Raw genomic sequence first — 14,762 nt, 5'->3', positions numbered from 1 at the left:
TAGAATAATTTTCGAAATGCATATCACCAAGCCGAAGAGAATTAGGAATGGAGTTTATCGGCTTCCTTTAAAATAGAATCAATATAATTTTTTGGCGTACGACGTTTAAAGTAATACTTTACATCATTATCTTTAGAATAGCTGTGTAAGACAGAATCCATTGCTGCTGCTAAGGCTATAGCATCATTAACCTTTACTTTTACTATACTGGGAATATCTTCAATCCCCCCTGCACATAAGGTTGAGATTACAGAGGAAGAGCTTACCGCCATCATTTCTAATAAAACATTTGGGAATCCTTCTTTAATGGAAGAAACTACACATAGTTTTGCTTTTTTAAAATAAGGTATGGGATTATCAACGTGGCCCATTAGAATTACCCGTCCCTCGAGACCCGTTTCTTTTATTAAACTATTAAGATTGTTACGCTCTTTGCCTTCTCCTAATATCAATAGTTTTAAATTATTATGCTGCTGTGCAATATTTACAAATGCACGGATTAATATTGAAAAGCCTTTTTCAGCAATCAATCGTCCTGCTGAACAAATAAAATCCGAATTATGGTTACTATCGTTTAAAGGCTCCTCTGCTTTTTTTAATATATGATTCAGGTCAATAGGATTTTCTTTAGTCAACGCTTTGTTCATCGGAATAAATTTGTTTTCCTCCAGAAGTTGACTCCGCATTATTTCTGTTTGGCAGATGATTAAATTAACAGCGGGATAACCTAATCTATATGCAATCTGATAAGTCAATTTTTTAATTCCTGTGTAACGCGTAAATACTGAGGTACATTCACGGACAATCAAATTCGATTTTATATATCCAACGCGCTTGAGCAAGCCTAAATACGAATTGAGATAAGGATGTGTACTAATTATTGTATAGTCTTTTCTGTAAGGATAAAGCGCCTTAACAAGCTTAAAAAAGCCCAACAGCATAGACCCATTGGTTAAATATTTAACTTTCAAAAACTTAGGTATCTGCAATCTGGAATTGTAGATGTGCTTTAGAAAAACTAAAGGACTATCCGTTACACTTGCAACCATACACAAAATATTTTCTGCGCCGCCTGCAGTATCAGACATGGATACGAATAATAATCGATGTGGAATTAATTTCATGAACACTTTTTTCTATAAAGCACCTTTTTTAGTAACCTGTGTAGCGGTGTAATTACGGAATGTCTCCTTCTTTTCCCATCTACAACAATCAAATCCCTTCCAAAACTAATGTTATGCATACCTTCTAAATAAGGGGCTTCAGGTAACAATTCGAAATCAACCTCAGATTTAAACGACTGCTCTGAAAGTTCGGAAATCTTATTGATCATTATCGATCCTCCATAGCGAACTTCGAGGTTTTGAGTAGGTCGGTAAAGTTCTCCCCCGACTGTAAACAAATTACCAGCACCCCTGCAATTTTTTGAATCAACATGAATAGGATTTAATTTGTGTGGCTTAAATTCACCTTCTAATGAGTCTGAATGATATATGTATATATCATTCAATTTGCCATCTATATTTGTAAACAACCAATACTTCCCATTATAGTTGATTATAGAAGTGTCAACATAGCGTGGTCCTTCCAACAAAATTCTCTTTTTATTAAGTTCCGTATAATTTTCATGGTTGAATTGATACAGACTTACTTCACCTGCATCTGCTGTTTCCGGAATGCAATAAAAATTAGACTTTTCTTCAAAAATATATGGGTACGAAAAGTGGATCTCTTTTGGACTAAAGCCTGTTACCCTTTGCTTAGTATCAAAATTAAAATTTTTGATTCGAGAAATCTTGCCTTTAATCTTCCAGAAATCAAGTTCTTCGTAGTAAATGAAAAGATTGGAATCTATATTGACAACAAATGGATCAGCTGAATAATCGGCCTTATCCTCCTCTAGCCAAACTACTTTCTTACTGAATTTTTTTCTGACAATTAAATCTTCAACAGATTGTTTCACAAATCCAATGTTCCATTTATCTGCACCAAAATATCTATCTATTACCTTGTTCATGTTAAGCTCAGGATTAAATAACAAGAATTACATTATCTTTTTAAACCAAGACTATAGGCATGGAAATGTTTCTCACCCGAAGCTCCTATATGGTAATTCTGTTTAAATGAGTTAAAACTATTTTCCTTAATCCTTTGCTTGTCCGGATAAAAAATAGCTTTCTTCATCGTTTGATAGTATGAATCTACACTGTTATCCATACTTAAAAAGCCATTTATTTCGTTTTCTATCATGTTTTTAATGCCACCAACCTTGGTGCAAATAGATATACAGCCAACCGACAATGCCTCGATTAAAGAAATTGGCATTCCTTCATGGAAACTGGATAGACAGAAAAAATCAGCTATGTTTAAATAATCAGCGATGTTATCTTTCCCCCCTAAAAATTCAATAAATCTATCTTTTCCTGCCTGTGCATACAATTCTTGATATAAAGATTCATCCCGTATATCTCCGATGATTAACAACTTGCATTTTTTTTCTTCTATAGTATTAAACTTTTGTACAGCTTTAATCAATAACAGTTGATTTTTTACTTTGATAATTCTTCCCACATGAATTAAAAGAAAAGAATTCTCATCTTTTTTGTATTCTTCAATCAACAAAGGAGCTTTATCGGTTAGATTTAAAAATGGACGACCATTTTCAATTACAGTTTCATTATCCAATCCATAGTATCTTCTAAACGATTCGCTTCCATCTGCTGAAACCACTATCGGAGTTACCTTATGACTTCGGTAAAGGATTTCTCGAAATGATTTGATAAGAAAATTAGGACACTCAGCTTCGGCTATGGAATGGATGGTATGAAAAAACCTACAACGACTGCTCCTGAACGTGTATAACAGCAAATATTCCAAAGCATTTAAATGAGAATGAACTACATCTGCATTTTGTTTCACTAACCAGGATGTCAATCTTAAAAGTACCTTTAAGCTTAACCCTCTTTTCTTATGAAATGATAAATAATTGACTTTATTACCCACTTCATTAAGAAAGGTTGTATCTACACTATTATCACAAAGAGAAACCAAATATATTTCATACTGGTCATTTTTTGCTAACTCATTACATAAGTCAACCACAAAACGCTCCGCTCCTCCTCTTCCAAGTGCACCTATAATATGAACAATTTTTACTTTGGCCATGAGTCTATTTTATTATTTTATCTAACTATAATTTTTCTTAGCGTCAGAAGTATTATTTTCAGATCAACCCATAAATCATGATTATTGATATACTTAAGATTCTGTGTAGTTTTTAAACGAATCAATTCATTTATGTAAAAATTATCAGGGTCCTCAGATTGCGCCAGAAGTTCACTTTCATTTGAAAATTGAATCGATGCCCAGTCTGTAATTCCCGGTTTAACCGAAAGCACCATTAGTTGGTCATCATTGTACAGATTTACATATTTACGTACTTCAGGTCGAGGACCAACGAAGCTCATATGACCTTTTAAAACATTCAATAGTTGAGGTAACTCATCCAGTTTATATTTTCTCAACCAATACCCAACTTTTGTCACTCGGGCATCGTGATCACCAATAGTAAGTAATTGTTGGTCCTTATCATGCACGTACATTGTTCTGAATTTATAAAGTGGAAAATCTTCGACATTCTTTCCTACACGAATCTGCCGATAGAATACTCCTCCTTTTGAATCTATGATAATGAGCAGACCAACCACTGCAAAAACAGGACTAAGTATAATTAATCCCATAGAAGAAAATAGGATATCAAATGTGCGTTTTGCGTCCATGGCTATGTTTTTTTTTAAACTGTTGTATCAGACAAAATCAAATTTTTCCACTGCAGAAAAACCCCATCCAAAGAATTAGTTCGATGGATTAATTGTGCATTTATGGCTATCCTTTTTCTCAGCTCAGCATTAGTTAGTAAACTTTGAATAGCAGCGGTAAGCTTCAGTACATTATCAGCTTCTATTAAGATTCCATTTTTTTCATTTTCTATTAATTCTGATGGGCCAAATTCACAATCCATCGCAATACATGCACATCCAAAACTCATAGCCTCTATTAAAGCATTGGGAGACCCTTCGTTTCTAGAAGGTAAAACAAACAATTCAGCCTGGCTATAATAGTCTTGTAAGTTATCTTTGGTACCAATCAGTTTAACCCTATTTTGGAGACCTAATTTTTCAATCTGAATTGACAAATTCGCGTGCTCGTCTCCATCCCCAACAATTATTAAATCAATATCATCTACTCCAATACTACTGTAGGCCTCTATTAGCCGATCGAAACCTTTAATGTAGGAAAGACGACCTACGCCAAGAATAAACTTTCTACCATATACATTTACATCAGAAGGAGACTGAAAAGTATTTATCGGATTGCAAATAATTTTAATGTTATTTAATTTTTTAAAAGTGTGGTTTCTTTTGATGCAATCTTCAATTCCTTTTGCTGGGAGAACTACGGTTTTAGACTTTTTATAAATCAAAAAAGTGAGTTTTCTCAAAAAATAATTAAAAGAATTAATGGTATTGTCGGGTGTGGTTCTTTCAGATACGATGTATGGAATATTAATTAAGTTACAAACCAATCCTGTCCATAGATTGGATGTGGTCATGAAAGAAACAACACAAATTGGCCTTTCCTTAACCAGCAATTTGAATAGTCTTAAATAGATTAATGATGCATATTTCAATCTGTTAAAAATATGTTCTTTACTTCGCTCTTTTAAAAGGTTTACGATGGTAATTTCAGGAGAAATGTGATAGCCTAACTCAGCCTGGTTCAGACAAACGATAAAAACATTAAATCCCTGCTTACTAAATTCGTTGGCGAGTGTAGACACCACTCTTTCTGCTCCTCCGCTGTACAGGTTATTAATGACAAAAAATAACTTTTTTTCCATTTTATCAGCCTTAATATTTGATGGGATACTATATATCAGCTATTAATTAGCTGGTGTAAACAAGCACACGCTCTTTGGCAGTTTTTCTAGTATAAAATCCGAATTCCTGGTACCATCTCGACAACACATATAGTCTCCAGATATGGGATGAATAATCGTACTCTCCATCCAAATGTTGCCGAAACATCGATTTAAACTTTTTTATGTTCAAGTTGGGAACCAGATGTAAAAAATCATCAGTTAAATTTTCTTCAAAATCTTTACGTAGTTCATTTCTTATCCATCCATCCAGAGGTACGGCAAATCCTTTTTTGGGCAAATCAAATACTTCTTCCGGGATGTAGTCTTTAAGAATGTCTTTTAATATTCTTTTTCTATTTCCTTTTTCATAGCGAAATGCGACAGGAAGTGTTCTTGCAAACTCTATAATATTATAATCTAAAAATGGGCTTCTTACCTCCACTGAATAAGCCATGCTTGCACGATCAACTTTCGCATTGCTATCGTTTTCTAACCACAGTTTGATATTCAAATCGGCTGTTGCCTGTAGCAAATTTTCTGACCAGGTTTGATAGCCTTTATAATGAGATAGCCATTTAAAATCACGTTTTTTTAAAAGCGAATCAAAACCTACAAATATTCCGGCAATAAAATCATACTTAGAACCCACATTTAATATCCCTTTACACGATTGATTTCTACGCCCTAAGATATTTAAAACCAACATTTTTGACGCTAACTTTCTTAACAACCTCGGAACAAGCGTAACTTTACTTGCATAAGTAACTAATCTGAAATGATTGTAACCAAAAAAGCTTTCATCCCCGCCATCACCAGATAAAGCCATGGTAACTGATTGCTTAGTTACTTTATTTAACAACAAGGAGGGCAAGGCCGAACTATCTCCAAAAGGCTCATCATACACTGCTATCAATTTTGGTATCATCTCTAACACATCAGTTGGCTTGCAAATGGTTTCTGTATGATCAGAACCTATAATCTTAGCATAATTGGCAGCGGCTTTACTTTCATCATATTTAGCATCATCAAATCCGATTGAAAATGTACGAATCGGATTTTTTGAAATTTTAGCCGCAATACTCGATACCAAAGCTGAATCTATCCCACCGGAAAGAAATGTTCCAAAAGGAACATCAGATTCCAATCGTATTTTCACTGCTTCTTTTAACAAATCATGTACTTTTTCCTTAGCTTCTTCATAAGACAAGTCTGTATCCTTTACCTTCTTTAAATTCCAATACTCTTTAATTTCATATTTTTGCTCAGTCAAATCAATTTCAAGATTATTTCCTGGAGGCAGTTTATAAACGTTCTGGTAAATGCTATAAGGGCTTGGAATATATCCACAGTCTAAATACATCGAAATGGCTTCTTCATTTATTTGCTTGTTGTGACTTATGGGCCTTAATTGACTACAGATTTCAAATTGTCCATCGATCCATGAGTAATAGAATGGTTTTACCCCCAATCGATCCCTTGAACAAAATACTTTTCTTGATGTGGAATCATATATTGCAAATGCGAACATTCCATTTAGTTTGCTGACGAGGGCTGCTCCCCATTCTTTATAACCTTTTAGCAGCACTTCTGTATCGCCAGTTGTACTAAAGGAATATCCTAAACTGATCAGATCATTTCGTAGCTCATGAAAATTATAAATCTCCCCATTAAATACAATTACAAGATCTTCAAATTGCATAGGTTGATTAGAACGAACATTTAAGTCCAAAATAGCCAACCTTAAATGCCCAAAAGTTAAATCAGATTGTTTTTGAATGCCCATATAATCAGGCCCTCTAAACTGTATCGTTTTTAATTTTGACTTTACCTCATCCTTTGTAAAAGGAATGTTCGTTAAATAAATTCCGCACATAAGCTAAATACTTTGATTTGATAAGTTTAACTTATAACCAAATGTTGTCTCAACCTCATTGTTTTTCCACTTATCTATTTGAATATAGATCCACATGGAAACAAACAGCACCAAGTTATTTTCAAAATAATTATGGTTTGTGAGCATGTACATTATTAAGGAAAATGAAACAAAAAAAATTACTGGATTACTGCCAAACATCCTAAAACCATTAACTAAAAAGCCTCCGTAAATCCATGTAAAATATAATAGCACAAAAAATCCAGCTTCACCCATTATCATTAAAAATGTATTGTGTACACCATTATGAATGGTGAATGTATTGTTTCCCCGCCCAAACGTTTCTCCACTAAAAGAATGGTAGCCATTGCCAAGAACAGGGTTAATTAGAAGCTTATTGTAATAATGTGACCAAGTTTCTTCTCTGGACTCTTCTTTTAAATCATCATTTACTTTTCCCTGTAGTATACCTGAAAAAGCGTGCAATCTTTTAGCACTTAAATCTAATTTACTACCAAAAGAAAGAAACAAGCTAAACAAAACCACCCCCACAATAATTTTATAAACATTTTGATAACTAATAAATAATGAAAACAGATTAATTAACACCCAAATCAGCAAAAATGTCCTGGAGAAAGTCATAAAGCCCGCAATGGAAAACAACAATTGACCAGCAATTTTTAGTTTTCTATTATCTATAGAAAAGCTCAAACAGTAACCCAATATACAAGCGTAACCTGCGGCATTAGGATTTAAGTAAAATCCCCTATACCTACCACCTATGCCCTCTATAAACATAGATTCGTAAATTATACTTAAACATCCTAGTAAAAGGACTATATACATTTCTTCCTTAGTTGTATCACTTACTACAATTGCGCCCATAATTACGACAATAAAATACTTAACTAGAGTTACTAGATAAGTCTGAGTATTATCTGCACTTACCAATATGGAGATCAAAAAGAATAAAAATCCTAAAACAACAAATGGAACTATTAACTTCTTAGTTTTACTAAAAATATAATACACTATTATAAGAAGAAAAGTGCTATAGCTGAAAAGCTGACCTAAGGACGCACTACTCTTAGCCAAAAAATAACTTGGAAGATTACAGAAAATTAAAAATAGAATAATTATCCTAATGTATTTCATCTTGAAAAACTTTTTGAATCACCTTTAAATGTAACAACCTGATTTACAGTATAGTCTTTATTGTGCTAAAAGCATTTTGAATGCTATGGTCTTTAACTTCGAACAGAAAGTAATTTTTAAGGTAATATAGCAGCAGCTTAAATTTCTGAACTCTTGAATATTTAAAAATTTTAATTATCAGATATAAATCGCTAAGTGTCTTTTGCTTTATGATTTTAGGATGTAGCGTACTCCAGATCCCCCCGGTATGTTTTCTGTAACAACTCATTATTTCGGGCAAAACATAAATATCTTTCCCTGATGTAAAAGTTGCATACAGCTTGAGAAATCTATCTGGAGCATTACTTTGAAAGAACCAATCAGCTTTATACATCTGATTGATTTCTGGGGTATTTCTAAAAACAACAGAAAGAAGAACCGTTTCAAAATCATTATCAAACAATATATCCTCAAAAGAATAGGTTATTGGTTTGGGATTCAAATTCATATAATATATCTCATTATTTTCTTTAATTCGCTTTGAATAATGACAACACATTATGTAATCTTGATTTTGTTCCAGAAAATCAACTTGTTTTTGTAATTTTAAAGGATCTGTCCAATAATCATCGCCATCGCACAGAGCGACATATCTCCCCTTCACCTTACTAAATATCCTCACTGCATTTTTATGAGCGCCAACATTAACTTCTGAAGTAACCAACGTTATTTTATCAGGATATTTCAACGCATATTCATCTACTATTTTTCTTGTCTGATCGGTAGAACAATCTTCACCAATTAACACCTCGAATTTAAAAGTCGTTTTCTGCATTAAAAAACCTTCAATCGCTTGAGCGATATACTTTTCGTGATTATAAGTGACACAACAAACACTAAGCACGATTTCTTCACTACTTGTTTCCATTCTATACAATTAAATTTTTCATTATATACACCCAATAACATACCTATGCTGTTACTGGTACAATCTTTTTAAGATCAAGTGTTTAAAATCAATGATCGCTGATAATTTAAAGAGGAAGCTCAAGGAAAAATAACTGACGAAGTAAGTGAGTCCCACGATTATAATTCTGAAGGCATCATTAAAATTGGATGCAACTAATAGTTTGTCTAAAAAATAACAACTTACACCAATTAAACCAGAAACAAATAAAATTGGTAATATGTCCTCAACCTGTTTAATAAATGGGTAATTGATAAATCTAACCGTATAAATGGAATTGATATAGAAACCTAAAAAACTAAAAATCAACTGAAAGTATAAGAGGCCGTAAATACCGAATGGAAAAACACAAATAATACCAATAACGCAAAGCACTTTTTTTATGATCTCAAGCCTTAAGAATAAATTGCTATGTCCTTTTACTTTTAAAATATTTAGATTGTAGGCATGTATTGGATAAGTTATACCTGAAATACATAAAATTTGAAAGTAAGGAACAGCCGGTAACCACTTGTCAGTTAACATCAATCTAAATAATGGTTCTGCTATTACACACAATGCTACTAAAGATGGTGCCATCCAAAAAAGAACCTGCAACATTACTTTCCTATATACGTTTAAAAGCTGTTCGCTATCATGTGCTATATTAACAAACATTGGAAATGTAACTTTATTTATCGCTGATGATATTATTCCAATAGGAAGTTGACTAATAGAATCAGCTCTGGAATAAAAGCCCAGCTGAGCAGGCATATAAAATTTACCAATGATTATGGTATAAATATTTTGATATAACCTATCAATTAGTCCCGACAGTGTTAATTTATAACCGTAGTTAAAATGATTTTTAAAGCTATTTGAATCGAATAAAAAGATTGGTCGCCATGCAGAATAACCCCAATGTAATACGGTAGATATAAACGAATTAAGTAAACTCATCCATACTAAACTCCAAACTCCATAACCCAATGTGGCCAAAAAAACTCCTAGAATACCGCCACCTATAACCGATGGTATCTGAATCATTGTCATTGTTTTGAACCTCATCTCTTTAACCAGGAGTGTTTGCTGAATTCCAAAAAAAGCATTTATGATTACCGCAATACCATAAACACGAACTACATTGGTGAGCACTGGTTGATTATAAAAATTAGCTATTAAAGGCGCTGAGAGAAACAAAAGTAGATATATAACTATACTCCCAATTAAATTAAAATAGAAAACCGTTGAGCAATCCTTTTGTGTTATCTCAGTTGTCCGAATTAATGAAGATGTTAAGCCTCCGTCTAATAATGAATTTCCTATTGCAATAAAAATGGATAGCATGGCTATTAAGCCAAATTCGGCTGGTGACAAAATCCTGGCGAGTATAATTGTGATAAAAAAGCTTATAAACTTAGAGCTTAATTCTTGACTGATTGACCAAAAAACTCCGTAAACCGTTCTCCCTTCTAAATCCATTATTTTTTACAATCTAAAATCTACTGATTCATCAGGGAGCATTGATTTCACATCATATATTACTCCATTTTTTTTACACAATTCTCTCAAATCAATGCTTTTAAACTCTTGATGCGCAACTGCTAATAATATTCCATCATACTTTCTGGTTTTCGATTCCCCATTCTCGCATACAATCCCATATTCATGTTTCGCATTCTCTACATTTGCCCATGGGTCGTGAACGGTTACATGAACATTGTATTCTTTTAAGCGGTTAATAATATCTATTACTTTGGTATTACGTACATCCGGGCAGTTCTCTTTAAATGTAAAACCCAAAACCAGCACTTTAGCACCAATGATCTGTGTATTTTTTTGAATCATCTGTTTAATCAACTGATCAGCGACATAGGCCCCCATTCCATCATTTACCCTACGTCCGGCTAAGATAATTTCGGGATGATAACCAACCTCTTGTGCCTTTTGTGCCAGGTAATAAGGATCCACTCCAATACAATGCCCACCAACTAAACCAGGTCTAAAGTTCAAAAAATTCCACTTTGTACCAGCAGCATCTAATACTTCATTGGTATTAATTCCTAGACGATTGAAAATCATAGCCAACTCATTTACAAAGGCAATGTTGATGTCACGTTGTGCATTTTCAATGATCTTAGCGGCTTCTGCAACTTTAATAGAGGAAGCTTTGTGAGTACCTGCGGTGATAATAGAATTGTAAAGCTGATCAACAATTTCGGCTATTTCTGGAGTAGAACCAGAGGTTATTTTAAGAATGTTGGCTACGGTATGGCTTTTATCCCCCGGATTGATACGCTCTGGCGAGTAACCTGCAAAAAAATCAATATTAAACTTTAAACCCGATGTTTTAGCTAAAACAGGCACACATTCATCTTCTGTAACACCAGGATAAACGGTTGATTCATAAATTACAATATCACCCTTTTTAAGAACCTGACCAACGGTTATACTTGCTTTTACTAAAGGTGTTAAATCGGGGCGATTATTTTTATCTACAGGCGTTGGCACAGTAACAATGTATACGGAGCAATTTTTTATTTTTTCATTATCACCGGTACAATACAAACCCAGCGGAAATGTACAATCATAGGTAAGTACATGATTTAAGTCATCCGAACTAATTTCAAGTGTATGATCAAATCCTGAATTGAGTTCGGCGATGCGCTCTTCATTAATATCAAAACCGAATGTTTTATACTTTTTTGCAAATTCTACGGCTAATGGTAGGCCTACATAGCCAAGGCCAATGATAGCGATTTTAGTGTGCGCGTCTAACATTTTATGAGGTTTATAATTTGATCTTGAAAAGGATTATGAGGATTCTGGTCCCAAAAGAGTCCATCTTTAACTCCTATTGTATATAGCTTCGCTACATCAGTTACATCGGCTGATTCTTGAATGAAAATAGCTAATAAAATATTTTCTCTTCTATTATAATTTATCTATCAGATAATTAATAACTCAACTATACATTTATATATAGCTTTCAGTTTAGAAACATCTGCTAAACAATTAATTTCATGAAATAAAGCTATGCAAAATATCACAAGAAGATAAGTGATTTTTAGAGTTGTCGTACAATTGTATAATTTATACACATGGGTTTACAAAAGCTTTACAATTAATTTTATAAAAGATTAAAAGAATCCATTTATCACTTCTTTTAAAAGAGAAAAATCAACACCTTTAGCCTCGTAAAGCCGTAATTACCTCTATTTACAACAAAACCATTTCGATTAATTGAGACTTTCAACACTTGTATATGTAGACAAAAGTTGACAATGTTTATAAAAAAAAAATAACTCTTGTTTCATTCATAATATTTTACTTAACTTTAGATAGAGATTAGCACATCCCTCTAGTCTTGAGCATTTTTTTAGAGTATAGTAAGTTTCATCTAAACTATAGACTAATTATGACATCTAATAAAGGGGATGTGATAGAACGCATTGTTCGAACAAAAATCGGAATCAGTGAACTATCACGAATACTACATGTTAGTAGAACATCCATTTACAACTGGTTTGAGCACGGACATTTAAATATTGAAACTATTTGCAAGATTGGGCAAGCAATAAACCATGACTTTGCAAATGAATTTCCTGAAGAATTTGCCAATGCAAAACATCATGCTACACTAGATGTAGTGAGTAATAAAACAGATCAAAATGAGGATTGTTCCATCCAATACTGGATGACTAAGTATATCACACTTTTAGAAAAGTACACTGAATTACTTAGTCAATACTCCAAACCTGAAGCAAAAATAGATTTTGGAAGCATTAAACCAAGCTCTTCGGTAATGCATGCTCATGAAAGAGTATATCATCATTGACAAAACAGATCATAGTTTAACCTACACCTAACCTCAATACAATTCTTTCATCAGTTTTTCGAAAGCTTCTTTCAATTCTGCTAGTTCCTGCTCTACTTTAGCAAGTCTTGTTTCTAATTCAGTAGCAGGCCTTGTATAAGCTTCATCTTGATCAATCTGGCTAAGATCTGGAATGCCAGCTAATAAATGAACATAGCGTACCTCTTTCTGTCCTGGGCGCTTTGGCAACTGTAATACATAAGGCATTTCTGGATCAGAAAGTCTTTCAAGCACAGCTTGTACCTCATCAAGAGATTCAAACTCATACATCCTTCCAGAATTCGTATTTAATTCGCCTGGAGTTTGGGGGCCCCTTAATATTAACAAACAAATTACAGATACTTCTGGTGGGGTAACAGGAAACACAATAGCAAAATTATGTTTGTATTTTACACTACGGCTTGAACCGCCAGTAGCTGTAGAGACAAGGCTTTTTCTTTTTAAAGTGTCCAATGCCAGTATTACGGTTTGATCATCGTATTGCACAACCGGTTTTCTGGATGTTTTTTGGTTACAAGCAAGCGTAATCGCGTTGATTGTCATCGGATAATACTCTGGTGTTGTTTTCGATTTCTCCATCAGCACGCCTAAAACGCGGAGTTCGACACCATCAAGAATTGGTAAATTTTGCGAAGATTCCATCCCTAAATATAGGAATAAATCATATAAGGATATTTTCTATTTGATCAAGCTCGATTTTGCTGAAGCTTATATTGCTTAAACAGGCTAAGGAATCAGCCAATTGTTCTGGCTTGCTTGCACCAACTAAAACCGAGGTAATACGGTCATCACGTAGTATCCATGACAATGCCATTTGGGCTAATTTTTGTCCACGGCTCTCTGCAATTGCATTTAATTGATTTAGTTGCACTAACCGCTCTTCAGTAATTTGGTTTTGTTGCAGGGCACCGTGCGCTTTTGCAGCCCTTGAATCACTTGGAATTCCTTTCAAATACTTATCAGTTAGCATCCCCTGGGCCAGAGGTGAAAATGGAATACAACCTACACCTTCATTTCCTAACAGATCCAACAAGCCGTCTTCTATCCAACGTTCGTACATGGAGTATTTGGGTTGATGAATGATACAGGGAGTTCCGAGTTCTTTTAACAACTGGATTGCTCTGGCTGCTTCAATAGGTCCATAGTTTGAAATCCCCACATATAGCGCCTTACCTTGACGGACAATTAAGTCAAGCGCTGCCATGGTCTCCTCTAAAGGGGTTTCAGGGTCAGGTCTATGATGGTAAAAAATGTCAACATAATTAAGATTTAATCGTTTTAAACTTTGATCAAGACTAGATACCAGGTACTTTTTAGATCCCCAATCACCATAAGGTCCATCCCACATAGTATAACCAGCTTTGGTAGAAATAATCATCTCATCTCTATATCCTGAAAAATCTCGTTTTAGTAAACGACCGAAATTTTCTTCAGCTGAGCCTGGAGGCGGCCCATAGTTATTGGCTAGATCAAAATGAGTAATTCCCCGATCAAAAGCCAACTTTAAAATATTACTACAATTTTCTAACTGATCAACATGGCCGAAATTATGCCACAACCCCAACGAAATTGCAGATAATTTTAATCCACTTTTGCCACATCGGCGATATTGCATCTCTGAGTATCTAGAACTGTTGGGTGTATACGACATATTTTTTATTAAAAATATCAGTAACCAACAACAGCTCGTTACTGATATTTAGAGCATCAGATATTATTTACCAGTATTTTTCTTTTCTGTTACTTCGGTACGGATCTCTTGAGCAAGTACTTTTAAATCTTGCATAGCTTTACGTACTCTTGTACCTGCAGCATTGTTTCCTGCACTGTAAAATTTCTCTGCATCAGCTTCAACAGAAGCTAATAATTCTTTAACTTTTGAAAATTTTTCCATGTTTTTTGTGTTTTTTCTTTTAATAATATGGAAGCTGCTTATACCGTTCCCATTTTAATTTAAGCCAAATATATATTTTTTTACAAATAATCGTACAGAACTTGCCTTGTATTGCAT

The 14,762-nt window shown here is 33.9% G+C and carries 14 protein-coding genes; 1 reads left to right on the top strand and 13 read right to left on the bottom strand.

Annotated features, from left to right (window positions below; all coding sequences use genetic code 11):
- Positions 1 to 41: 41 nt before the first annotated feature.
- From EZ444_RS18360 to tviB, 10 genes are all read right to left on the bottom strand, one after another.
- Complete coding sequence (locus tag EZ444_RS18360) at positions 42 to 1,124, bottom strand: glycosyltransferase (protein WP_131610606.1); 1,083 nt, start codon at positions 1,122 to 1,124, stop codon at positions 42 to 44.
- Complete coding sequence (locus tag EZ444_RS18355) at positions 1,121 to 2,017, bottom strand: glucosamine inositolphosphorylceramide transferase family protein (protein WP_131610605.1); 897 nt, start codon at positions 2,015 to 2,017, stop codon at positions 1,121 to 1,123. The genes EZ444_RS18360 and EZ444_RS18355 overlap by 4 nt, the downstream gene beginning before the upstream one ends.
- A 32-nt stretch (positions 2,018 to 2,049) precedes the next feature.
- Positions 2,050 to 3,165, bottom strand: coding sequence for a glycosyltransferase family 4 protein (locus EZ444_RS18350; protein WP_131610604.1), 1,116 nt, complete (start codon positions 3,163 to 3,165; stop codon positions 2,050 to 2,052).
- Positions 3,166 to 3,182: 17 nt separating this feature from the next.
- Positions 3,183 to 3,779, bottom strand: a complete 597-nt coding sequence (locus tag EZ444_RS18345; RefSeq protein WP_131610603.1) for a sugar transferase — start codon at positions 3,777 to 3,779, stop codon at positions 3,183 to 3,185.
- Between the two features lie 14 nt (positions 3,780 to 3,793).
- On the bottom strand, positions 3,794 to 4,900 hold the full coding sequence (locus EZ444_RS18340) for a glycosyltransferase (protein WP_131610602.1): 1,107 nt from the start codon (positions 4,898 to 4,900) through the stop codon (positions 3,794 to 3,796).
- Positions 4,901 to 4,946: 46 nt separating this feature from the next.
- Entirely contained in the window at positions 4,947 to 6,794 is a 1,848-nt protein-coding gene (gene asnB, locus EZ444_RS18335) for an asparagine synthase (glutamine-hydrolyzing) (protein ID WP_131610601.1), read from the bottom strand.
- Positions 6,795 to 6,797: 3 nt separating this feature from the next.
- A complete protein-coding gene (locus tag EZ444_RS18330) occupies positions 6,798 to 7,679 on the bottom strand; it encodes an O-antigen ligase family protein (protein ID WP_169472394.1) in 882 nt (293 codons plus the stop codon).
- 313 nt (positions 7,680 to 7,992) lie between these two features.
- Positions 7,993 to 8,856 carry a glycosyltransferase family 2 protein gene (locus tag EZ444_RS18325; protein ID WP_131610599.1) on the bottom strand — a complete coding sequence of 288 codons (864 nt, stop codon included), beginning with the start codon at positions 8,854 to 8,856 and terminating at the stop codon, positions 7,993 to 7,995.
- A 51-nt stretch (positions 8,857 to 8,907) separates the two neighbouring features.
- Positions 8,908 to 10,356 (bottom strand): lipopolysaccharide biosynthesis protein, encoded by a 1,449-nt coding sequence (locus EZ444_RS18320; protein ID WP_131610598.1) that lies wholly within the window; start codon positions 10,354 to 10,356, stop codon positions 8,908 to 8,910.
- A 6-nt stretch (positions 10,357 to 10,362) separates the two neighbouring features.
- Positions 10,363 to 11,655 (bottom strand): Vi polysaccharide biosynthesis UDP-N-acetylglucosamine C-6 dehydrogenase TviB, encoded by a 1,293-nt coding sequence (gene tviB, locus EZ444_RS18315; RefSeq protein WP_131610597.1) that lies wholly within the window; start codon positions 11,653 to 11,655, stop codon positions 10,363 to 10,365.
- A 637-nt stretch (positions 11,656 to 12,292) separates the two neighbouring features.
- Between tviB and EZ444_RS18310 the strand changes: the two genes are divergently transcribed.
- Positions 12,293 to 12,712: a helix-turn-helix transcriptional regulator gene (locus EZ444_RS18310; RefSeq protein WP_131610596.1), complete on the top strand. Its 420-nt coding sequence runs from the start codon at positions 12,293 to 12,295 to the stop codon at positions 12,710 to 12,712.
- A gap of 33 nt (positions 12,713 to 12,745) precedes the next feature.
- Here the strand turns inward: EZ444_RS18310 and EZ444_RS18305 are convergent, their stop codons facing one another.
- The 3 genes from EZ444_RS18305 to EZ444_RS18295 form a co-directional block, all read right to left on the bottom strand.
- A complete protein-coding gene (locus EZ444_RS18305; RefSeq protein WP_131610595.1) occupies positions 12,746 to 13,393 on the bottom strand; it encodes a YceH family protein in 648 nt (215 codons plus the stop codon).
- Positions 13,394 to 13,412: 19 nt separating this feature from the next.
- Complete coding sequence (mgrA, locus tag EZ444_RS18300) at positions 13,413 to 14,402, bottom strand: L-glyceraldehyde 3-phosphate reductase (protein WP_131610594.1); 990 nt, start codon at positions 14,400 to 14,402, stop codon at positions 13,413 to 13,415.
- A gap of 63 nt (positions 14,403 to 14,465) precedes the next feature.
- On the bottom strand, positions 14,466 to 14,645 hold the full coding sequence (locus EZ444_RS18295; RefSeq protein ID WP_090778888.1) for a histone H1: 180 nt from the start codon (positions 14,643 to 14,645) through the stop codon (positions 14,466 to 14,468).
- Between the last annotated feature and the right edge of the window lie 117 nt (positions 14,646 to 14,762).

The sequence above is a fragment of the Pedobacter hiemivivus genome (genome assembly GCF_004331685.1).
GTDB lineage: Bacteria > Bacteroidota > Bacteroidia > Sphingobacteriales > Sphingobacteriaceae > Pedobacter > Pedobacter hiemivivus.
Note: the sequence above shows the minus strand (reverse complement) of the source record. Positions and strands in the feature narration are given on the sequence as shown.